20 protein-coding genes are annotated in these 21,738 nt (G+C 58.7%); 2 read left to right on the top strand and 18 right to left on the bottom strand.

The genetic code is table 11. The annotated features are described in order from the left end of the window. Positions 1-13: 13 nt before the first annotated feature. On the bottom strand, positions 14-790 hold the full coding sequence (locus MD273_RS07230; protein WP_239037067.1) for an MlaA family lipoprotein: 777 nt from the start codon (positions 788-790) through the stop codon (positions 14-16). Between the two features lie 91 nt (positions 791-881). Between MD273_RS07230 and MD273_RS07225 the strand changes: the two genes are divergently transcribed. Continuing rightward, complete coding sequence (locus tag MD273_RS07225; protein ID WP_239037066.1) at positions 882-1,289, top strand: acyl-CoA thioesterase; 408 nt, start codon at positions 882-884, stop codon at positions 1,287-1,289. Positions 1,290-1,298: 9 nt separating this feature from the next. On the opposite strand, the gene MD273_RS07220 is transcribed toward MD273_RS07225, so the two are convergent. From MD273_RS07220 to MD273_RS07210, 3 genes are all read right to left on the bottom strand, one after another. Next, positions 1,299-2,420 (bottom strand): beta-ketoacyl-ACP synthase III, encoded by a 1,122-nt coding sequence (locus tag MD273_RS07220; protein ID WP_239037065.1) that lies wholly within the window; start codon positions 2,418-2,420, stop codon positions 1,299-1,301. A 104-nt stretch (positions 2,421-2,524) separates the two neighbouring features. Further along, positions 2,525-6,388: an ATP-dependent RNA helicase HrpA gene (gene hrpA / locus MD273_RS07215; protein WP_239037064.1), complete on the bottom strand. Its 3,864-nt coding sequence runs from the start codon at positions 6,386-6,388 to the stop codon at positions 2,525-2,527. Between the two features lie 193 nt (positions 6,389-6,581). After that, a complete protein-coding gene (locus MD273_RS07210) occupies positions 6,582-8,255 on the bottom strand; it encodes a long-chain fatty acid--CoA ligase (RefSeq protein ID WP_239037063.1) in 1,674 nt (557 codons plus the stop codon). A gap of 187 nt (positions 8,256-8,442) precedes the next feature. Between MD273_RS07210 and MD273_RS07205 the strand changes: the two genes are divergently transcribed. Beyond that, positions 8,443-8,928, top strand: a complete 486-nt coding sequence (locus MD273_RS07205; RefSeq protein WP_239037062.1) for a MaoC/PaaZ C-terminal domain-containing protein — start codon at positions 8,443-8,445, stop codon at positions 8,926-8,928. Positions 8,929-8,970: 42 nt separating this feature from the next. Here the strand turns inward: MD273_RS07205 and MD273_RS07200 are convergent, their stop codons facing one another. The 14 genes from MD273_RS07200 to MD273_RS07135 all read right to left on the bottom strand — a co-directional run bounded on the left by MD273_RS07200 (position 8,971) and on the right by MD273_RS07135 (position 21,738). Next, a complete protein-coding gene (locus MD273_RS07200) occupies positions 8,971-9,984 on the bottom strand; it encodes an AgmX/PglI C-terminal domain-containing protein (protein ID WP_239037061.1) in 1,014 nt (337 codons plus the stop codon). Then, positions 9,977-10,465 carry an ExbD/TolR family protein gene (locus MD273_RS07195; protein WP_239037060.1) on the bottom strand — a complete coding sequence of 163 codons (489 nt, stop codon included), beginning with the start codon at positions 10,463-10,465 and terminating at the stop codon, positions 9,977-9,979. Before MD273_RS07195 ends, MD273_RS07200 begins: the two co-directional genes overlap by 8 nt. Further along, entirely contained in the window at positions 10,462-10,992 is a 531-nt protein-coding gene (locus MD273_RS07190) for an ExbD/TolR family protein (RefSeq protein WP_239037059.1), read from the bottom strand. Before MD273_RS07190 ends, MD273_RS07195 begins: the two co-directional genes overlap by 4 nt. Positions 10,993-11,035: 43 nt before the next feature. Further along, positions 11,036-11,692: a MotA/TolQ/ExbB proton channel family protein gene (locus tag MD273_RS07185; protein WP_239037058.1), complete on the bottom strand. Its 657-nt coding sequence runs from the start codon at positions 11,690-11,692 to the stop codon at positions 11,036-11,038. Between the two features lie 27 nt (positions 11,693-11,719). Next, positions 11,720-12,058, bottom strand: a complete 339-nt coding sequence (locus MD273_RS07180) for a hypothetical protein (protein WP_239037057.1) — start codon at positions 12,056-12,058, stop codon at positions 11,720-11,722. Beyond that, positions 12,055-12,528 (bottom strand): tetratricopeptide repeat protein, encoded by a 474-nt coding sequence (locus tag MD273_RS07175; protein WP_239037056.1) that lies wholly within the window; start codon positions 12,526-12,528, stop codon positions 12,055-12,057. The genes MD273_RS07180 and MD273_RS07175 overlap by 4 nt, the downstream gene beginning before the upstream one ends. After that, positions 12,521-15,328: a tetratricopeptide repeat protein gene (locus MD273_RS07170; protein WP_239037055.1), complete on the bottom strand. Its 2,808-nt coding sequence runs from the start codon at positions 15,326-15,328 to the stop codon at positions 12,521-12,523. Before MD273_RS07170 ends, MD273_RS07175 begins: the two co-directional genes overlap by 8 nt. Then, positions 15,325-16,809 carry a tetratricopeptide repeat protein gene (locus tag MD273_RS07165; RefSeq protein ID WP_239037054.1) on the bottom strand — a complete coding sequence of 495 codons (1,485 nt, stop codon included), beginning with the start codon at positions 16,807-16,809 and terminating at the stop codon, positions 15,325-15,327. The genes MD273_RS07170 and MD273_RS07165 overlap by 4 nt, the downstream gene beginning before the upstream one ends. 597 nt (positions 16,810-17,406) lie before the next feature. Then, complete coding sequence (locus MD273_RS07160) at positions 17,407-18,585, bottom strand: vWA domain-containing protein (RefSeq protein WP_239037053.1); 1,179 nt, start codon at positions 18,583-18,585, stop codon at positions 17,407-17,409. 22 nt (positions 18,586-18,607) lie between these two features. Beyond that, positions 18,608-19,450, bottom strand: coding sequence for an AAA family ATPase (locus MD273_RS07155; protein WP_239037052.1), 843 nt, complete (start codon positions 19,448-19,450; stop codon positions 18,608-18,610). Positions 19,451-19,509: 59 nt separating this feature from the next. After that, positions 19,510-19,854, bottom strand: coding sequence for a hypothetical protein (locus MD273_RS07150; protein WP_239037051.1), 345 nt, complete (start codon positions 19,852-19,854; stop codon positions 19,510-19,512). Continuing rightward, entirely contained in the window at positions 19,854-20,300 is a 447-nt protein-coding gene (locus MD273_RS07145) for a YcgN family cysteine cluster protein (RefSeq protein WP_239037050.1), read from the bottom strand. Before MD273_RS07145 ends, MD273_RS07150 begins: the two co-directional genes overlap by 1 nt. Then, positions 20,297-20,590 (bottom strand): YcgL domain-containing protein, encoded by a 294-nt coding sequence (locus tag MD273_RS07140; protein ID WP_239037049.1) that lies wholly within the window; start codon positions 20,588-20,590, stop codon positions 20,297-20,299. Before MD273_RS07140 ends, MD273_RS07145 begins: the two co-directional genes overlap by 4 nt. Then, positions 20,587-21,738, bottom strand: a complete 1,152-nt coding sequence (locus MD273_RS07135; protein WP_239037048.1) for a ribonuclease D — start codon at positions 21,736-21,738, stop codon at positions 20,587-20,589. Before MD273_RS07135 ends, MD273_RS07140 begins: the two co-directional genes overlap by 4 nt.

Below are 21,738 nucleotides of genomic sequence, written 5' to 3'. Positions count from 1 at the left end.
ACGCCTCTTTGGCTCAGAAATCCTCGAGCATCAGGTCTTCATCGTCGCCATTGGCGAACGGATCTTCAGTCACCTTACCATCATTGATCAGGAATTCGCGGCGTTGCAGGAAGGCATTGCGCACAAAGATGTAACTGTCACCGGAAATAAAGCCCTCGGCGGGGATGAGGTCAGCACGCTTGTCCACAATCTGCAGGGCCCGCGCGTAATACACCTCCGGGCTTTCAGCAGCATCCCACAGTGACGGGAAGACAAAGCCATCAGTAGCCAGACCGCCAAAATGCCGGGGCGTGGACGGACCAAGGAACGGCAACATCAGGTAGGGTCCGGAGCCGACTCCCCAATAACCCAGGGTCTGACCGAAATCTTCCGGCCGCTCCGGCAGTTCAAACGCGGTTGCTACATCGAAAAGACCGCCCAGGCCGAAGACTGTGTTGTAGGTAAAGCGTCCGGCGGCAACGACTGCCGATTCCCCCTTCAGCTGCAAAAGGCTGTTGATGAAGTTCCGCACTTCCGTAAGGTTATTGAAGAAGTTGGTGACACCCCGGTCCACCACGCCCGGCGTAAGCGTCCGATAGGTTTGGGCGACCGGCTTCAGGACCCACCGATCAATGGTCTCGTTGAAGGTGAAAACGCTTCGGTTCCAGGACTCGTACGGATCCTTCGGATCAACCGGCGTAGAGCCCTCCGGCGCAGGCTCCTGCATGGCCTGAGCCTGTACTTGCCCCGTCAATAGCACGGCCAGAACCAGCATGACCAGGGAACAGCGCCCGGAAAATAATTGTTTCATCATACACTCTCGGGTTGTGAATCATGTTTCGCTTCGTCGAAAATACCGGCGCTATTCGCTTGTCATTATATTTTTCTTCCGGAGGAGTCCGATGTCAGTACCGGGTAATCTTGTCAGCACCCTGGAAACGCCCCTGCGCTGGGGCGACATGGATGCGTACGGCCACGCCAACAATACAGTTTACTTTCGCTTTTTCGAGGAGGCCCGGATTACCTGGTTCTCATCCCTGAATGTCGGAGGCCCGGAAGAGCCCACCGGGCCGGTCATTATAAAGACCAGTGCCACCTTTCTGAAAGAACTGACCCATCCTGCATCGGTCGTAGTGGAAACCTACGCCGACAAGGCCGGAAACACCAGCCTTGATACTTACTATTTATTAAAAGATGCGACGACCGGGGAGGTCTATTCGGAGGGCTACGCAAAGGTCGTGTGGTTTGACCGCACCGCCCGAACCTCGGCGAGACTGCCGGATACCCTGAGGAATCTGGCAGCCTGCTAGAGTCTCGGATCAGCGGCGGCGAACGACAACGCTGCCGATGGAGTAACCGGCGCCAAAGGAGCAGATCACCCCGAGGTCGCCGGACTGCAGATCGTCCTTGTGCTTGTGGAAAGCGATGATCGAACCGGCAGAACTCGTGTTGGCGTATTCATCGAGAATCACCGGGGCCTCGTCCTCGTTCGCGTCCCGTCCAAGTACCTTTCTGGCGATCAGCTGATTCATGTTCAGGTTAGCCTGGTGCAACCACATCCGGCTCAGGTTCTCCGGTGACAGATCGAGGGCCTGCAGGTGGTTCTGGATCGTCTGGGCCACCATAGGCGAGACTTCCTTGAAAACCTTGCGCCCTTCCTGGACGAAAAGCTTGTCCGGTTTGCCAATGCCGGATTCATCTGCCCGATTCAGGAAACCGAAGTTGTTACGGATATTGTTGGAGAACTTGGTCTTCAGACTGGTGCCCAGTATCTCGAAGCCCTGCCCGGCCCGGGTATTCTCCTCGCGCTCCACCAGGATGGCAGTGCAGGCGTCGCCGAAGATGAAATGGCTGTCCCGATCGCGGAAATTCAGGTGACCGGAGCAGATTTCAGGGCTGACCACCAGCACAGAGCGGGCTGCGCCGTTTTCCACCGAATTGACCGCAGCCTGAAGGCCAAAGGTGGCCGAACTGCAGGCCACGTTCATGTCGTACGCAAATCCGTCAATGCCGAGGGCTTCCTGCACTTCAATGGAGATAGCAGGATAAGCGCGCTGCATGTTCGAACAGGCGACAATAACCGCATCCACATCTGCCGCGGTCTTACCCGCCTGCTCCAGTGCCTCGTTGCAGGCGGCGACCGCCATATCACACTGAACCGAATTCTGGTCGTTGCCGCGCTCGGGGATGTAGGGCGTCATCCGACGCGGGTCGAGGATGCCTTCCTTGTCGATAACATGCCGGCGCTTGATACCGGACGCCTTCTCAATGAAGGCGGACGAGGAGTGCTGCAGTGGGGCAACGTCGCCCCGCTCGATTTCCTCTGCATGTTCGTCGTTGTACAGATCAACGAACTGGTTGAACGCTTCGACCAGCTCATCGTTATCAATTGTTGCAGGCGGTGTGTACAGACCGGTTCCGCTAATGACGGCTTTAATCACGCTAACCCCACGTCAGGACAGTGAAAACTGGATGAAAAAATAATGCACTGTCCGGAATACTATCACAGTCATCGGGATTTTCCCGTTAGCCTTCGTTAACGGCGTCAGACGCGGGTTTTCTCCCATTGCTTGTCCAGGCGCTTTACCGAAACCGTCATCGCGGTACCCAGCTGCTGGGCAAAGAACGACACGCGGAACTCCTCCAGCATCCACCGGTACAGGACCAGCTCCGGATCGCGGACACCCTGGCGCTGCTGTTCATCACGCTTGGCAGCGTACCGTGCCCACAGCGGTTCAATGGCATGCAGGAACTCCCGTTCCCTGCCCATCTCCCGGGGCATCTTCTCGAGCCGCAGCAGGCATGCCTCGAAGTACACGCCGAACCGGGCCAGCCATTCCGGCGGGGTTGCCACCAGGAAGCCCGGATACACCAGGTTTTCCAGCTGGAACTTGAGGTCTGCCATGCTGTTGGCCAAAGCCAGGTTGATCTTGCCCTTGAGCTGTTTGGCCACCTTCTGGTAACCACTCATGGCTTCAAACAGCCTCTCGTCCGCCTCTTCAAGCGCCGGAATGAAATCACCCCTTCCGTCATCGAACAGGCGGTCAAAATCCGCCTGTGATCGGGGTATCTCCTTGTCCAGGAAATGCTGGATCACCGTCGCAAGCAGCAGGTCATCAAGCAGCACACGGGCTTGTCCGACCGGGGCAAACATCAGCGCGGACTGCTTGAACCGGGGCAATTTCCGATCCAGCTCATTCAACGTGCTGCCAAAACGGTTAACGATGAGTCGGGCCACACCCTTTTTCGTGGTATCTTCCGCGGTCAGGCGGTCCAGGCAACGGATTTGTCGGACCGTCTTGCCCAGATCCTCGAGGGCTGGATAAACCGTCACCTCCATACCGCCTTTTTCGGTCTGGACCTGACGAGGCAGTTCACCGAACTGCCAATCGGTGTGTTCGCCCGAAGACTGATCCTGCTTACTGTTGCGGCTAACCGAGGCCAGCGCCTCTTCCGCCTTGCCCTCCAGCTGGGACTGAATCTCGCCGGTTTCGCGGCTTTCCGCCAGCACCTTGCCCTTGTCGCCCATGACCCGAAGATTCATCCGCAGATGCCGCGGCAATTCAGCCTCGGACCACGCTTCCGGGTCAATACGGACACCGGTCATACGGCGCAACTCATCCCCCAGCTGTTGGGTAAGCGGGGCGTTGGAGGGTTGCATGTTGGCCAGGGCGGCATCAACAAAATCCGGCACCGGCACAAAATTACGGCGCAGGGCCTTGGGCAGCCCCTTCACCAGCGCAATGCACTTTTCCCGAAGCAGGCCCGGCACCAGCCACTCCAGCCGGCGGGACGGGATCTGCTTGAGTGCCATCAGCGGCACCTGCATGGTGACACCGTCCCGCTCGCTGGTCGGCTCGAATTCGTAGCTGAGCGGATACCTGACGCCTTCCCACTCCAGATAATCCGGGTACAGTTCTGCCGCCCCGGCATCCACCGGGCGCTGCAACACGTCTGCCTCGGTCAGTTCGAGGTTCCTCAGCTCATCCGCGGAGAGATTCTTCCACCAGGATTCGAAGTGCCGGCCGCTGACAATGTCCGCAGGGAGTCTTTCGTCATAGAAGGCGAAAAGCACCTCGTCGTCCACCAACAGGTCCCGGCGCCTGGTTTTCTTCTCCAGGTTCTCGACGGTATCGAGCATTTCCCGGTTACGGGCAATGAACGGAGCCTTCGAGCGGTAATCCCCTTCTACCAGCGCGCGGCGAATAAACAGGTTGCGGCTTTCGACCGGGTCGACCTTGGCATACGGAATACGGCGCCGGGGCACCACGTCCAGCCCGTACAGGGTCACCTTTTCATAGCCCATCACCTGGGCGCGCTTCTGCTCCCAGTGCGGCTCAAAGTAATTGTGCCTGACCACGTGACCCGCAAGCGGCTCAATCCATTCCGGCTGGATAGCGGCCACCATGCGGGCAAATACCCTGCTGGTTTCGACGATCTCCGCCGCAACGATCCACTTGGGTGCAGATTTGGCGACTTTCGACCCCGGAAAGATCCAGACCTTGCGATTGCGGGTGGCCAGGTACTCTTTCTTTTCAAGCTTGACTGCGACCTGGCCCAACAAGCCAGCGAGGATAGCCTTGTGAATCGGATCGTAACTGGCCGGTTCCTTATTGAAGGCCAGCTTCTGTTCCCGGCAGATCAGAGTAAGCTGACGATGGATATCCCGCCACTCCCGCATGCGCATCCAGCTCAGGAACGTCTTCTGGCACAGTTTCTTGAGCTGGTTCTGTGACATTTCCTGCCGCTGCTCTTCGTACCATTTCCAGATGTTGAGCAGGGTGGCAAAATCGGATTCCTTGTCATTGAACGGCGCGTGGGCCTGGTCGGCCGCCTGTTGCTTGTCCTGGGGTCGTTCACGGGGATCCTGGACACTCAGGCCGGCGATCACCACCAGCGTCTCCGCCAGGCTGCCCTGCTCTGCCGCGGTCACGAGCATCCGGGCCAGGCGCGGATCCAACGGCAGCTTCGCCATCGTCCGCCCCATTCTGGTCAGCCGGCGTTTGTCGTCAACCGCACCCAGCTCTTCCAGCAACTTGTAGCCATCGTTCACCTGCCTCTTGTCGGGTGCTTCCAGGAACGGGAAGTTCCGGATCTCACCCAGCCCGGATGTGGCCATCTGCAGGATGACGGAGGCCAGATTGGTGCGCAGAATTTCCGGATCGGTGTACTCCGGCCGGTTGATGAAATCGGTCTCATCGTACAGCCGGAAGCAGATACCCGGAGCCACCCGGCCGCAGCGTCCGGCGCGCTGGTTGGCGCTGGCCTGGGACACCGGTTCGATAGGCAGGCGCTGGATCTTCGAACGCACACTGTACCGGCTGATTCGGGCCACGCCGGTATCGATCACATAGCGGATCCCCGGCACGGTCAGAGAGGTTTCCGCCACGTTGGTGGACAGTACAATGCGACGCCCGCGGTGAGACTGGAACACCCGGTTCTGCTCCTGATTACTCAGCCGCGAGTAGAGCGGCAGCACCTCGGTGTGCCTGAGGTCCACATGGCGCAGAACCTTACTCAGGCTGCGTATCTCCCGTTCCCCCGGCAGGAATACCAGGACGTCTCCGGGCGGCTGCTTTTCGCTGCGTTCGTGATCCTCGATTTCACTGAGTGCATTCAGCACGCCATCGGTCCAGCCCTGGTCCCGGTCATCCTCGTCCCCGGTCAACGGCCGGTAGCGGATATCGACCGGATAGGTGCGACCGCTCACCTCGATGACCGGAGCCTGATCGAAAAACTCACTGAAGCGATCCACCTCGATGGTGGCGGAAGTGATGATGACCTTCAGGTCCGGCCGCTTGGGCAGTAACTGCTTCAGGTAACCCAGCAGGAAATCGATATTGAGGCTGCGTTCGTGGGCTTCATCAATGATCAGGGTATCGTAGCGATCGAGGAACCGGTCGTGCTGGATCTCCGCCAACAGGATACCGTCGGTCATGACCTTGACCCGGGACTGCTCCGACGTCTGGTCCGTAAAGCGGACCTGGTAGCCGATCTGTTCTCCCACCTGCTCCCCAAGCTCTTCGGCAATCCGGGCAGCGACGCTTCGGGCAGCGATCCGGCGGGGCTGGGTGTGCCCAATGAGCCCCCGAATCCCGCGCCCACTGTTCATGCAGATTTTCGGAATCTGAGTGGTCTTTCCGGAGCCGGTTTCACCGGCAATGATCACCACCTGGTTCTGTTCAATCGCCTCGCGGATGTCATCGACCCGATCGGACACCGGCAACGACTCGGGAAAAGCTGCCGGCTTGTGCAGGGCCTGGCGTTGCCGGACTTTTTCCAGCCCCCGCTCCAGCCAGCCGGCCATTTTTTCCAGATCTTTCTGACCCGGCTTGCCTTTGGTGCGGCCTACCGTCTTCACGATGCGGGCGGCTTCCTGCTGATTGCAGGCATCGAGCTGCTCCATCATGGCTTTGACTGCCGCCAGGGAATCAGGGCGTGGGGATGGGGATACGGGGCTATCGGATGTGGTTTTTGGCATTGAAATGAGGAACCGGTGTAACACTCAGTCGGATTGATTCGAGCAGCACAGTCTATCGGAAACTCACTGCCTTAAAAATGAAAAACCCCGCCGGAGCGGGGTCTTCAGAGTATCACGCGGATTACTTGCTGGCTTCGTCCCGCAGTTCACGGCGCAATATCTTGCCCACATTGGTTTTGGGCAACTCCTCGCGGAATTCGAAATGCTTGGGCACTTTGTACGCCGTCAGCCGCTCGCGGCAGAATTCCTTCAATTCGTTCTCGGTTACGCCTTCCGCGGTGGGAACCAGGTAAACCTTGACCGCTTCGCCACTCTTGGCATCGGGAATACCAACGGCGGCACATTCAACCACCTTCGGGTGCGCGCTTACCACATCTTCCACTTCGTTCGGGAACACATTGAAACCGGACACGATAATCATATCCTTCTTGCGGTCCACAATCCGGATGTAGCCGTCTTCCTGAATCAGCGCAATATCACCGGTCTTGAGGAATCCGTCCTCGGTGAAAGACTTCTGGGTATCTTCCGGCCGCTGCCAGTAGCCACGCATCACCTGTGGCCCCTTGACGCACAGCTCACCGGGTTCGCCCAGCGGGGTCTCGTTCCCCTCATCGTCGAGGGTCTTCACGATGGTGGAAGGAATCGGCAAACCGATGGTACCAATCTGGATCGCACTGTTGGGATTGAAGGTCACCACCGGGGAGGTTTCAGTCATCCCGTAGCCCTCGGAGATTTCACAGCCGGTCACCCGTTGCCACATCTTGGCGGTGTCGCTGGTCAGAGCCATGCCGCCGGAGGATGTGAGCTTCAGGGAGCTGAAATCCAGGTCCTGGAACTCCTCGTTGTTGCACAGAGCAACAAACAGGGTGTTCAGGCCCAGAAAAGCGGTGAACCTGTGGTTCTTCAGCTCTTTCACAAAACCCGGGATATCCCGTGGATTCGGGATAAGCACGTTGTGCGCACCGGCCTCGAGCATGATGCCGCAGTTCAGTGTGAAGGAGTAAATGTGGTAAAGCGGCAGCGGCGCGATGACCACTTCCTTACCCTCTTCAACGGTGTCTTCCATCATTGGCCGGACCTGAAGCAGGTTTGCCACCAGGTTGCTGTGGGTCAACATGGCGCCTTTGGCCACACCGGTCGTACCGCCGGTGTACTGGAGAACCGCGATATCGTCCTTTTTGGTTTCTACCGGAGTGAATTTTTCACGGGCACCGGCACTCAGAACCGCCGGGAGTTTGTGGGCACCGGGGATGTTGAAGGACGGCACCATCTTCTTGACGTGCTTGACCACTGCGTTCATCAGCGTGCGTTTGATCGGCGAATGCATGTCGGCGATTTCAGTAACGATCACATGCTCGATGCCGGTCTGTGGAACCACCTTTTCGGCGTTCTCGGCCATGTTGGCGAGCACCACCAGAGCCTTGGCCCCGGAATCGTTGAACTGGTGCTCCATTTCACGCTGGGTATACAGAGGGTTGGTGTTGACGACAATCAGACCGGCACGCATCGCGCCGAAAACAACCACAGGATACTGGGAAACGTTCGGCATCTGGACAGCGATGCGGTCGCCCGGTTTCAGATCAGTCTTGTTCTGCAGCCAGGCTGCGAAATTGCGGCTTTGGGTGTCGAGGTCACGGTAAGTGAGAGTTGCGCCAACAGCACTGAATGCGGGCCGGTCCGCGTATTTTTTTACGGCCTGATCGAACACATCCACCATGCTCCGGTATTTATCCAGGTCTACCTCGCGGGGCACGCCGGCGGGGTACTTGTCCTGATAAAACTGCTCAAAATCCATCACCATCTCCTGTTTGGCGCTTCTGATTGTAATGGTCGACAAATGCCGGAGTGATCAAAAAATCAACCCGACAAAAGTATCAGCCGAAAAAAAGTGGACAGAGAATAGCAGTTTTGTAATCGATGAGGTAGGTTTCACGCATCACACCGAACAACTGTTTTGCTTTCAATAACGTGCGGAGCACATCATGAACGACACCCTGGATACCCTGGAAAACGTCACCTATGACGAACTCAACGAAGGCGATACCGCCACATTCACACGGACACTCACCGAAGATGATCTTTACCTGTTTGCAGCGGTTTCCGGTGATGTAAATCCGGTACACCTGGACGCCGAATTTGCGGCCAATACCATGTTCAAGGAGAGGATTGCCCACGGCATGTGGAGCGGCTCCCTGGTTTCCGCGGCATTGGCCACGGTGATGCCCGGCCCCGGAACCATCTACCTCGAGCAGAGCCTTGCATTCAAGCGGCCCGTGAAGCTGGATGACACCATCACGGTCAAGCTGAAAGTGCTGCGCAAGGAGCCGAAGAACCGGGTTGTTGTCGAATGCGATGTTCGCAACCAGAACGACCAGCAAGTGGTCGCTGGAGAGGCCAAGGTGATTGCGCCCAAGGAAAAGGTGAAGCTGAACAAGCCGAACCTGCCAGAGATCACCATCGACCGCTAAGCCGGCTTCCTGCCTTTACCCCGCCCCCCTTCCTGTCGGGATTCAGCCCGGCAGGAAATCCACCGGAAACCGCACCTTTCGCCTTTCGACACTGTCAGCGCCAAAGTTGAACATGCGTACGCGCATGGCAATACGCTGCTCGAGGGCCGGGTTCTTCAGCTCCGAACTCACCACCTCGCAGGCCGACACCGTTCCGTCCGGCTCGATGACCAACTCCAGCAAGATCTTGCCGGCCAGCGTAGGGTCCTGTCGCAACTCGCGCTTGTAGAGGGAATAAAGCGCAGTCTTCTGGACATCAAACACCTTGCGGATATTGCTCATGGCCCGCTCGCCCGCGGACGACTTCGGAGAGGGTGGCTCCCCCCTTGCCAAGGTTTGTGCCGCCGGCTCGGGTTTGCGTTCGACCTTTTTGACCTCATGACCCGCCATTGCCACCTCGGCCACCGGATCCTGAGCATTGCTGACGCCCCCACTGCCCTTGAGAACTTCCGTGCGGTCGGGCTCAGCCGGCTTTGATCCGGATTCAGTTCTGACGTTCGCCGCGATAGACGAAACCTGCTCCGACGGGGACTCCCGGAGTGACGCCAGCCGGTCCTTCATGGCCAGCAGGCCCGAGCGGGACGCCGTCTCGCGGGCCTGTTCGACGGTTTGCCCTGCCGGGGAACCAGAGGGGGACGGTGAAGTCGGGGTCGGATGAAGACTTTCATCTGCCCCCTTTTTCTTGGGCAACGCACTCGGGGTCTGATGAACTTGTTCATCTGGCGCCTTTTTCACATCGGCAGCCTCAGGGGATGCCCCCGGGGTCAGAAGAATGCCTTCTTCTGACCCCTGCTTCACCTCCGGCGCCTCAACCAACCTGGCAAGATGCGCAGGCACTTCCTCCACCTCCGCCCTGTCCCACTCCGGAAGAACCACGGACGGAATCAGCACCGCCGGCGGCAGAAACACCAGCAACGTCAGCGCCAGAATGCCCGCAAACCGTCCCCGCTCACCGGGCACCCTCGACCAAGGCAGGCGCGGAGTATGCCAATCCTGAAGCAATGCGGTATCAGCCATTGCGAACCTCCGGTTCTACTGCCAGCCTGACCTGGCGGAACTGCTGGTCAACACAGGTCTGCATGATCCGACGCAGCAGGCGATAGTCGGTATCCCGGGCAGCCATAATGGTGATCGGCAGGCCCTGTTCCGGAATTTCCTGCAAACGTTCACGTCGATAGGCCAGCTCTTCTGACAAACCGGAGATGTGAATGTCCCCCGTCTCGATGCCATCCAGTCTCGCCACTTCCCGACCCTGCAACAGGATGGACCGACCGCTGACCTGCACCGTCAGGTTCTCCACCGCCTGTTGCTCGGCGGTGGAGACCGGAAGCGGTACATCAGTGGAATTCTGCATCACTTTTACATCGGAGGAGTTCACCATCAGGAAGAAAACCAGGATGGTGAAGATATCCATGAGCGATACCAGGTTGAGGCCTCCGGTTTTGTGCATGCGGCCATAATGACGGCGGAGGCGACGGGAACGGTGGGAGCTTTTCATGCGCCCTCCCCCGCGGTCGGTTCCGCCCGATCAGCCAGCACACGGTCCTCGGGCGCATCCATCAGGGAAATGTCCGGAAACAGTTCACCGTCCACGAGGCTGGCGGCGACCACCGCCGGATAGGAACGGACCGTGTCCATGGTGGTGACCAGAGTCTGGTAATCAATCTCGGGGCCCACTTCCAGAACGACATCGGTCTTGTCCGGCACCCGGGATTTTATCCCCCGGAGCAGGCTCCTCAGGTTTTCGAAATCCTGCTTGCCATCGGTTGCGGGCAGGACCCGGAGCATGCCACGTCCGGAATCGGACACTTCAATGCCATCGGGAATCAGGGTTACCACCAGGTTGAACTGGTCAGGTTCGAGGATCTCGCCCTCTTGCACACCCGGAAAGTTCAGCTCGATCATTCGCACCTGACTGAACACCATCCCGAGCAGAAGTACCGGGACAAGCACAATCATCAGGTTCAGGAATGCGGTAATGTCGAGTTCCGGAGAATTCATAATTCGGCGATGTCGGCGTCTCATGGTCGGTTCTCTCCGCAATACCGTTTTGGCCGGGCTTCCGGCGTCATGCCACAGCGCCGCTCGCACGTGAAGGTGTCGGCTCGGAAACGAGGTTAAGCAGCTTGACGCCCGCCATCTCAAAGCTGTCTACAATTTCGTTGGTGCGGGTCTGTAACAGCGCGTGAAACATCAGCAGTGGAATGGCCGACATCAGCCCGAATGCCGTGGTATTCATCGCAACGGAGATACTCTCGGAGAGCAGACTCGCCTTCTGTGCAGGGTCCGCTGCGGCAACTGCAGTGAATGCGGAGATCAGACCGATAATCGTTCCCAGAAGTCCCAGGAGGGTCGCAATATTGGCCAGGGTGGCGAGGTATTGAGTACGTTTTTCCAGCCTCGGCAGGACTTCCATCAGTCCCTCTTCCATAGCGTATTCGATATCCTCACGGCGGCTGTTGCTGACCAGGCGACCCAGGCCTGCTCCCATGATTGAGCCGATCGCACTATTGGAATGGCTGGCGGCTTTCATCGCTCTCTGGTAATCCCTTTTCTGCAATAGTGGCAGGATGGCTCTTTCAAAGGTGACTCGGTTCTTGCGCCCGACCGATGCCAGGAAGATGAAGCGTTCCAGGGTAATCGCCAGCCCGAGTGCAAGCACCACTGCAATCGGGTACATGAAGGGGCCGCCTTCCTGAAAAAAACGAACGATGGTTTCCAGCATTGTTGTTCTCCCGTCTTTACTGCTCAGTTAAGGTTGAATGCCTTCTGGGTCCAGGGTCATGGGGTCAAGCGTCTCCCGAAACCTCCGATGACGCTCCACCACCAGTGGATCGAGGGGTTGCTCAAGTTCGGGCGCCCGGTCTTCCAACTCCACCCGCGGTCTGCGGGGCAGGCTCGGCGGTTGCCAGGGCAGAACGTAAAGGATTCGCGGCTCATCCTCGCCGGTGGTCGCGGAGATGCCGGCAATGTCCAGGGTTACGGACCCGTCGCCCGCCGGCAGCGCCTCCCCTGCATCGGCACCGGCCCCGGCAGTGAACACCGCCAGAGTCATTAGGGTTCCGGAAAGAACGGCTCCCAGATTCTTCACTCCAACCTCCGTTCAAGATCCGCGATCCATCCGGCCACTTCCGTGTCCTGATCCATGGTGAGGTCCCGGTATACCCGGTAGTGGGTCAGGGCCTTGTCGAGATCCAGCAGGTAGATTTCTGCAATCACCGCCAGGTTGTAATGCAGCTCGGCCACCTTGGGCGACCTCGCCACGGCGCGTTCAAGGAGGTCAGCTGCCTCCAGGAACCTGTGCTGTTCTTTCAACGCCAGAGCCAGATTGTTCACCGCTGCCGGATCTTCCGGATTCAGGGTGACCGCCTGCCGCCAGGCTTCGACGGCGGTCTCCCGGTCGCCCTGATCCCACGCAGCCATGGCACGCCTGGCATGATCGGCGGCCAAACCGGTGTCGACCTCTGACCCGGCTCCCCCCTGTGTGCCCGGGCCCGCACAGCCCGAAATCCAGAGAAGCCCGAATAGAACCAGCATCCGGATGGTTCCGACGTCAGGCATCATCGCCCTCCTCTGCTCGTCCGTCCTCAGCATTTCCGCTCATCCAGCGCATCGAGCGCCGATAACGCCCGGGATGCAGACGAGCTAATGCATCGAGGCTTTTTCCGATCCAGTCGTCATAGCCGGCCTGGGCGATGCGCTCATGGTTCCTTGCGTGCAGCTCCAGGGCCTTCTCCTCAAAGGGATAGGCTTCTTCTTCAAGGAGCATCTGGTACTGCATCGCTTCCATCTCGCTGAGCTCCGCCGGCACCGCCGAAGCCATCAGGTCCTGTGCCAGCTCCCGGTACAACTCCGCCCTGCGGTAAAGGAGTTCCGAGCGCACCGAATCACCGCCCAATTGCCCGGCCTGGGCAAACCGCACCCTTGCCGCCTCAAGCGCTGCCTGTTTCCGGTCAAGAGATTGCGCCAGAGGATGGTCTAGCGGGATGTCGGCGAACGCCGCAGCCGCACGGCTACCCAAAACTATTGCGCTTTCGGCACTCCACGCGAGTGTCTGTGATGAATGCCATCGACTGGCCAGTTCCGCATCCACCATGGCAGCCCGTATCTGGTCCGGATCGCTGGCGGATGCCACCAGTCGGTGGCGCATGGTCTGAAGCCGGATGTGCTCCTCGGCATTCAATGGCACCGGTTCGGTGGCAAGGAAATCGCGGTAGAGCCGGTCCCGGCGCCCGAAATCCCCGGCCTGATGATACAGTGCAGCCGCTCGGAGCATGGTTGGCCAGGGGTTAACCTGGTCCGAAGCGAGTTCGAGTAACTCATCGGCCGCCCGGCCCGGCTGACCGGATTGGGTGTAAGCATGAACCAGCTTTTCACCGATGTTCCGGGCCAGTTCATGGCCCGGATAGTTTCGCCGGAACCACTGCAACTCGTTCACCGCTGATTGCCACTCCGACGCTTTCAAGAGTGTATTGGCGGCATCGAATCGGCCCCGGATGGCAATCTCCGAATTCGGCAGAACGTTGCCTACCCTCCGAAAATGAGCCACCGCTTCGGCTACCTTGCCCATTCCCTGTGCCCGCTCCCCCTGGCGGTAGATGGCGGTTGCAAGCTGGTCGAGGAGCAGCCTTCGATCATGCCGAGGCACCGCATCAGAATTATCTGCGTCGATCAGTTTCAAAGTTTGCCGCCAGGCCCGTTCCGCCAGGCCGAACTCACTCCGGGCCTGGCGCACCCTCGCCGTGATCAGCCAGGCAGCATACTGCTGCGCACCGGTGGCATCGCTGCGTTTGAGAACGGCTGCGGCATGGATTGCCGCTTTATCGTATTGATCGGCCTCCAGCCAGCGTGAAGCCACATCAAGCCGGGCACCGGGTACCCTGACATCGCTTCCGAAAACACGGGCAAAACGATCGATCTCGTCCGCCAGTGCCTGCCACTCCGGTTCCACCTGGCGCTCCGCCTTGTCTCGAAGCAGAACAACGGCAGCCCAGCCTGAGTCCGCTGCTTCCTCATAGTGATCGGTTTCATAGGCGGCGGTCCTGAAATTCTCCAGAGCCTCGCCCCATTGCCGCGCCTGGAGGCGCGCGTCTCCGGCCAGGCGCCACACGGGGCCGGCATTCGTTGCCCTGGGCGCGAGCATCTCGTAATAGCTCGCGGCTTGCTCGAACAGCGACAATGAAGCTTCTTCATTGCCCCCGCGAGCCAGATCGGTTGCACCCTCATAGCTGATATCTGCCAGCCAGCGCACGTAATCACGCCAGCGTAACTGCTCCGCAGGTTTCAGGCCTGAGAAAGCTCTTTTCCCGACGAAGGCAGACACATACCCGGACCTGGCCTCCCGCACCTTGTCGGCATCACCCGCCATCTGCCAGACGTCCACTACCTGGGCCAGAAAATGGGGGCTGCTCGCATGGTGAGGGTATCGATGGGCGAAGGCCCTGTTCACCTCCGCACTGGCTTCGTATTGACCCGTGATCGCATACAGGTCCGCCAACCGGTCGAAAGCCAAAGGTGCCCAGGACTGCACGCTGCTCTTACTGAGCCACCGGTCGAGGGCCGCCAGCCCCTCTGTACGGGACGCCATCAACGCGAGTACCCGCAAAGTGTCATCAATGGTCTCCGCCGATGACTCAGGCACTTGCCGGATACTCTCGACAGTTGGCAAAAATCCGTTCAGCACCGAGATAAAAGTGCCCGCCGCCCGATCCCAGGCACGGGTTCCCTGCTTGAACTGGCTCCAGCCAAGCATGTATCGGGCCTTGGTTTTTACCGCCTCGCTGCCGTCGCCTGCCAATAAGGCTCGATAACCGGCTTCAGCCTCTGAATACTGCCCATTGGCGAAGGCCGCCTCGGCGATACGGAAGCGTGCCTCTGGCACCAATGGCGATTGCGGATAGAGGCCAACCAGCTGGTTCAGGCGCTCAAGCGATTGCTCCGCCTGGCCTGTAAGCGCATGCGCCTTGGCCATCTGGTAGAGCAATTCATCCAGGCGGCCGGGAAAGGAACCGCGGGCGAGTATGGACTCATAGCTGCCAAGGACCTCCCGGTAAATCGCGGGCTCTTCTTCTGGCGAATAGCCCAACTCCTTCCCCGACCGATCCCGGATGTTGACCAGCCGGTTCAGGGCATCGACCCGCACCTCCGGTTCGTCGGACGTTTCAAACAGTCGCTGGTAACGTCGGGCCACTTCCGCAGGCGATATGGCAGGCAGAGGCCGGCTTTCGTACTTCAGGAATACCGGTCGCATATCTCCGATGGTTTCGCCGTCGCGCCCCAGCTCTACACGAAAACTTTCCTGGGCAGCCACTGGCGTCGCCAAAACAGCGGCCAGCAAAACCAGACGGACAGACGAGTTCACGAACCTGACCCTCCCAGACTCTCCAGCGCCAGGTATTCATACAGGTGCGCAATCTGCTGCTCGGTCCTGTCCAGAGCGGAAACCATTCGCTGGTCCTGACGTTCCAGATAGGCCAAAACCTGCTTGTCCAATTCATCCTCGGCTGCGCTCAGCAAATCAGCCAGTTGTGCCAAATGACGGCCATTCGCCTGAAGAAGCTGAGTGACCTCGCTTGCAGTCGCCTCAGTCACCGAACCAGGAGAGGAGCTTAGCGCGCCGGTAAACACCTCAAGATCGTGGGCATGGGTGTTCAGCCGCTGCTCGATAGCCGCCAGTGTTGCAACCCGGCCAACGGCCCGCTGTTCCGTGGGCTGTCTCAGGAATTCCAGTAAATAGGCAAGCCGCGGCTGTTGCAGGGAACCGCTGTCTGCCAGAAACCATTCCAGGTCGGAAGCTTTCACACTGGTAACCAGGGCCTGATAGGCTCCCTCATCCCGGACCTGATCCATGAGGGCCTGTAAAACAACCCGCTCGCTCTCGTACGCGGCATTGGCGGCGAGAAACGCTTCACCGGCCTGACCGAGAAAACCTGCGAGATCATAGCCCCTGCCCATGCCAATCCACGCTTCAGCAACTCCGGGATAGGCCAATGGAAACTTCCGCGCACGGTGCCAGCTCTGCATGGCGGCGCGGTGATTGCCCTTCTCGGCGAGTGCGAGACCGTGAAAGTAGAGCGCACGAGGGGTACTCGGGCTATCAAGGGAAACCGACTCAAGAAACCCGATCGCTTTGTCGAGTTCACCATTGCGATATGCCAGGTACCCGGCTCGCAGAAGTGCCTGGTCACGCAGATGCCGGCCACGCTCGTTGTCGTCCTCGGCCCCCGCCATGGCCATCGCCACCCTCAGGGCAACAAGAGCTCGCGAAGGATCAATGTCTTCCCGGGAAAAATCACTGGCCAGGTTCAGGTAGCCGGCAGCCGCCCAATACCCCTCGGGCATGGCAGCAAGGACTTCTCCGGCCTTCCGGAACGCGCCGGCCCGACGATGCTTTTCCGCAAGCTCATATCCGGCCCTGTGCCGGTCCTCACGTTTCGCGTCCGGAGCGTGCTGATCATCGGCACTCCCGACCTCGTGAAAGTGAGGATCCCGGGTCTCCCGTGCGAGGTCTACTTCTGCAAACGAAAACCGCGGCTCGAACGCCGGCGCCCCGGCTGTGAGGCTCAGCTGAATGGCAAGCTCTCCCCGCTGTTTTGAAAACGGGTGGACGGCTTCCCGCCTGACAAAATCCCTGTTTGCCGAACGTGCGGTAACGACTGCCTTGAGTTCGTGCTGACCTTTGCCGAGATGGCCAGCATAAAACGGGCGCATCCCACTCACCTTCTGCGCAGATTGTTCCCGTGGAGAGAACAGCCTGAAGGCCACTGGGCGGTTATCGACCAACAATTCCAGGGAATCCAGCTCAAGACCGTCGGCGGCATCGAGTGTCAGGAAAACTGTCACCCGTGTACCAAGGGTGGCAAGCCGGCTGTATTCAAGGCTCTTTATGCTTTCTGAGTGTCGGTCAGCCTTGTCAGCGAGTTCAGCAACACCATCGTCCAGAGCCGTCGCTGAGGCTCCTGAATAGAAAGCGAGGCAAACCATCAGTCCGATGAAGGCCCCAGTGAACCGGCGAACCTGTCGGCGTCCTTGTGTTTTTTGTGAGCCGAACATACGTCTCCTGCCCTGAGTTATTCCGGCAACGTTCCGTTACAAAGTGACAGGAAGCGTAACACCTGGTAACGAGCAAGAACGGTATCCAGATCACCAAATGAGAAACAGGAACTGTCGGTTTTTTTGACAGTTACGATAGTTCGGGGGTAGGAAAAGAATCAGCGGAGAAAGCTGGAGCACCATACCAGACTGTTTTTGCGATGCTTTCTTGAGATGGCCTGGCAATTGCAGAAGCTATTGCGGCGGGGGTGCCTTCCGGGCAGACCCGCTCAAATATGCCGAGCTTTTGCCGATGCGCTCAACCGCATCGGCTTTTTTGTTCAGGTGGGGGTCAGGTGGAGGTTTTTTAAACCGGGGTCAGATGAACGCTTTCATCTGACCCCATTTTCACTTACTCAGCTGCCTCATCGCCGACTCAAGGCCGTCGATGGTCAGCGGATACATGTGATCGTTCACCAACTGCCGGGTCATGCCCAGGGAACCGCCCGTACCCCAATAACTTTCCGGGAGCGGGTTGAGCCAGACCACTTTACGGAAGTGGTCAGTGACACGCTGAAACCAGGTAGCGCCCGCCTCTTCGTTCCAGTGTTCGATGGAACCACCGGGGTGGGAGATTTCATAAGGCGCCATGGTGGCATCGCCGACAAAGATCACTTTGTAGTCGGGCGTATACTTGTGCAGGATGTCCCAGGTACTGGTGGTCTCATTCATGCGCCGAACATTGTTCTTCCACACGTTCTCGTAGATGAAGTTGTGGAAGTAGAAATATTCCATGTGCTTGAACTCGAGCCGTGCAGCGGAGAAAAGCTCCTCACACACCCGGATGTGCGGGTCCATGGAACCACCCACATCGAAGAAGATCAGCACTTTCACCGCATTGTGGCGTTCCGGGACCATTTTCAGATCCAGGTAGCCGGCATTGCGGGCGGTGGAGCGAATGGTGTCATCCATATCCAGCTGGTCGGCCGCACCCTGGCGGGCAAATTTACGCAACCGGCGCAGGGCCACCTTGATGTTCCGGATACCCAGGGTAATGCTGTCGTCCAGATCCTTGAACTCCCGCTTCTCCCAGACCTTGACTGCCCTGCCCTGGCGGCCGTTCTTCTGGCCGATTCGAAAACCTTCGGGATTATAGCCATTGGCGCCAAACGGCGAGGTGCCACCGGTGCCGATCCACTTGTTACCACCGGCGTGGCGCTCCTGCTGCTCTTCCATGCGCTTCTTGAAGGTCTCAATCAGCTCTTCCAGGCCGCCGAGTGAGTCAATCTGCGCCTTCTCCTCGTCACTGAGGTGCTTTTCGAATTCAGCCCGGAGCCAGTCATCGGGGATCAGCGCTTCCAGCAGATCGTCCAGGTTCTGAATGCCCTCGAAATACGCCTGGAAGGCTCGATCGAACTTGTCGAAGTGGCGTTCGTCCTTCACCAGGCACAGCCGCGCCAGGTAATAGAACTCCTCCATGTCGGCGAAGGCCAGCCGGTTCTGCAGGGCCTCCAGCAGGTCAAGGAATTCACGCAGGCTGGCGGGAACCTTGGCCCGCCGCACTTCGAGAAAGAAATCAATCAACATAAAGCGGGACTCTTGCCGGAAATCAGTTGCGACGGCGCGCCATGAACGCCAGCTTTTGCAACAGGTGCACATCCTGCTCGTTCTTTACCAGGGCACCATACAGCGGTGGCAACGCCGTTCCCGTGTCCTTTTCCTGCAGGGCCTTGGCGGTCAGCTCGTCGGCCATAAGCAGTTTGAGCCAGTCGATGAGTTCGGAAGTGGACGGCTTTTTCTTCAGCCCGGGCACCTTGCGAACATCGAAGAAAACCTCAAGCGCATCGCGGACAATCTCCTGCTGCAGGTTCGGGAAATGCACGTCCACGATGTTCTGCATGGTTTCGTGGTCCGGGAAACTGATGTAATGGAAGAAACAGCGGCGCAGGAAGGCGTCCGGCAATTCCTTCTCATTGTTACTGGTGATAACGACGATCGGACGATGCTTGGCCCTGACGAACTGCTGGGTCTCGTAAACAAAGAACTCCATCCGGTCGAGTTCCAGCAGCAAGTCATTCGGGAACTCGATGTCGGCCTTGTCAATCTCGTCGATCAGGAGGACCACCTGCTCATCGGATTCGAAGGCTTCCCAGAGCTTGCCCTTGACGATGTAGTTGCGGATGTCCTTGACCTTCTCGTCGCCCAGCTGGGAATCGCGCAGGCGGGAGACCGCATCATATTCATACAGGCCCTGCTGCGCCTTGGTGGTGGATTTGATATGCCAGGGGATCAGCCTCATGCCCAGCGCAGAGGCCATTTCCTCTGCCAGCAGGGTCTTGCCGGTGCCGGGCTCGCCCTTGATCAGCAGTGGTCGCTGAAGCGAAATCGCCGCGTTGACGGCCATTTGCAGGTCATCGGTCGCTACATATTTTTCGGTACCGGTAAACTTCATGCTCTGTTTCCTGTCGATTACTTTTTCAGATTTCTGATCAATACCAGGCCGGGCCACTCTCAACGTTTAACGAGACGATAGCGAACCAGGTCCAGGATCCAAACCAGCAACATTACCAGGCCTGCCAGGCCGAAGTTGAACCACGCTATGCTGGCGGTTTCCATGTGGCCCAGGATCAACTCGTACCCTCCATACAGCCAGGCGGGCATCCACCAGCCTGCGACATCCGGTGACTCAACCGGCGTCAGGAGCAGCACCATCAACGCCGACAACAGCAAGGTGCGAACGCCATACAAAGGAATGAGGCGGAACAACCGCTTCATCATGTAGAAGAATATTACGAAGGCAATGGCATAAGCGGCCCAAAAAATCCCATAGGCCATTTGTGTATCCGCGTCTAACATTACAATACCCAGTGAATGATGTGTTCTTCCCAGTCTTCTTCAGGCACCTGTTCTTCTGAAATAACCTTGTGCCGCACCGAAATTCCGGCCTCATGTACCGACTCCGGATCCCCACTCCTCAGCGGGTGCCACGCAGCCAGTCCCCGCCCCTCGGCCAACGAGCGATAGGCGCATGTATAGGGCAACCAGTAGTACTCGCCGACAGCATCCGGTGTGATAACCGTGCAGCCGGGCACTTTCTGAAGCCGCTCGGGGTACACTGTGCAGCGGCAGGTGTCCTGATCCATATAACGGCACACCAGTTCGGTGTGATAGACCTCGCCGGTATCTTCGTCCTCAAGTTTCGCCAGGCAACATTTGCCACAGCCATCGCACAGGGATTCCCACTCCTGCGCGGTCATCTCGTCCAGGCGTTTACGTTGCCAGAACGGGATCTGGGCGATCATTTATCGTTTCGCTCCAGCTTGCGTTTGAACTCGACCACGTAGCTCTCCTGCTCTTCCGGCATCTGCAGGTAGAAGTCTTTCTCGCTGATCGCTTCGAGAACCTGCTTGCCGGTGGTCCGGGCCAGCTTGCGATCCGGGGTGAGGAGCAGGTCCATGGAATGGAGCGGTGCCCCGAAAATGCCCCGGAGACCCTCGGGAAGGTCGTCCCAGTTCTGGCCCCGGCGGACAAATACATAGGTGTCCGCCTTCCGGCTACTCTTGAATACGGAGATGAATTCCCGTTCTTTCATTGTTTCAATATGTCCTCAATCTGGCTTCGAACCGGGGCAAGCAGTTCCTCACGCCAGCCCCGGAAAAACGGATTCCCATCCAACTCTCCGTCCTGCATGAGTTTCTCAAGACGTTTCCTCGGAGCAACCAGTTCCATTGGAATATCAGATGCTTCCGCAACCTTCCTGATGGTTCGCTTTAACTGTTTGAAGCTGGCCTGCTGGTCACGACTCAGGGGAGGCGCAATCCGCTCAAGCCCGGCATTATCGGCAGCGCGGGCACTCCGGACAAGTTCGAGAATGGTTTCGCCGTAGCGACGGACCGCGCCCGACGGTATTCCCTGAATGTCGCCCAGCGCTCGCATGGATGCCGGCAATCTTTCGGCAACCAGAATTAGCAGGGCATCGGCAAACACCCGGTTACGGGGCATGTCCCGGCGCTGACATTCCAGCTCCCGCCAGCGCACAAGCTCTTTCAGAACCGCTTGCTGTTCCGGGTTCAGTGCCCAGCCGCCCCGCAACTTGAGGTAGTGTTGTTCCGGATCGTCCTGGGCAGCAAGCTCGGAGGCAAATCGCTGCGACTCGTCGTAAAGCGCCTCCACCAGACCACGGGGCCGGAGGGATTCGAGCACCCAGTCATACATGGGCTCGAGAAAGCGGATGTCGTCCAGTGCATAGCGCTGCTGAGCGTCGCTCAGGGGGCGGGCCAGCCAGTCTGAACGGGTAGCCGACTTGTCCAGGGTTTCCCCGAACAGGGTTTCGACCAGTCGGGCATAACCCAGGGAAAACCCGGCACCGGCCAACGCTGCGCCGATCTGAAGATCCACTACCCCTGCCAACTCGATCCCGAGCCAATGCCGGAACAGTTCAAGATCTTCACTCATGGCATACAGCAGCTTGGGGATCTCCGGGTTCGCCAGCACCTCCCGGAACACCGGCGAGGCTTCGGCCACATCCGGATCGACCAGGCAGTACTGATCTCCCAGGCCCAGCTGTACCAGCCCGGGGATGGGATAGAAGGTGTTGACCCGCTCGAACTCGGTGTCGAGCGCAAGTGCCTGACCCGGCGTTGCCGCTGCCAGCCATTTATCCAGTTCCTGGGGAGTCTCGATCCAGTGAATGATCTCGGGAGCCGGAGGTACGGTCACGGCCGGTGAAGAAGGTGTCAT

It is taken from the genome of Marinobacter sp. C7, from assembly GCF_022343555.1.
GTDB lineage: Bacteria > Pseudomonadota > Gammaproteobacteria > Pseudomonadales > Oleiphilaceae > Marinobacter.
The sequence above is the reverse complement of the archived record's forward strand: the minus strand, read 5'-3'. Positions and strand labels throughout refer to the sequence as shown.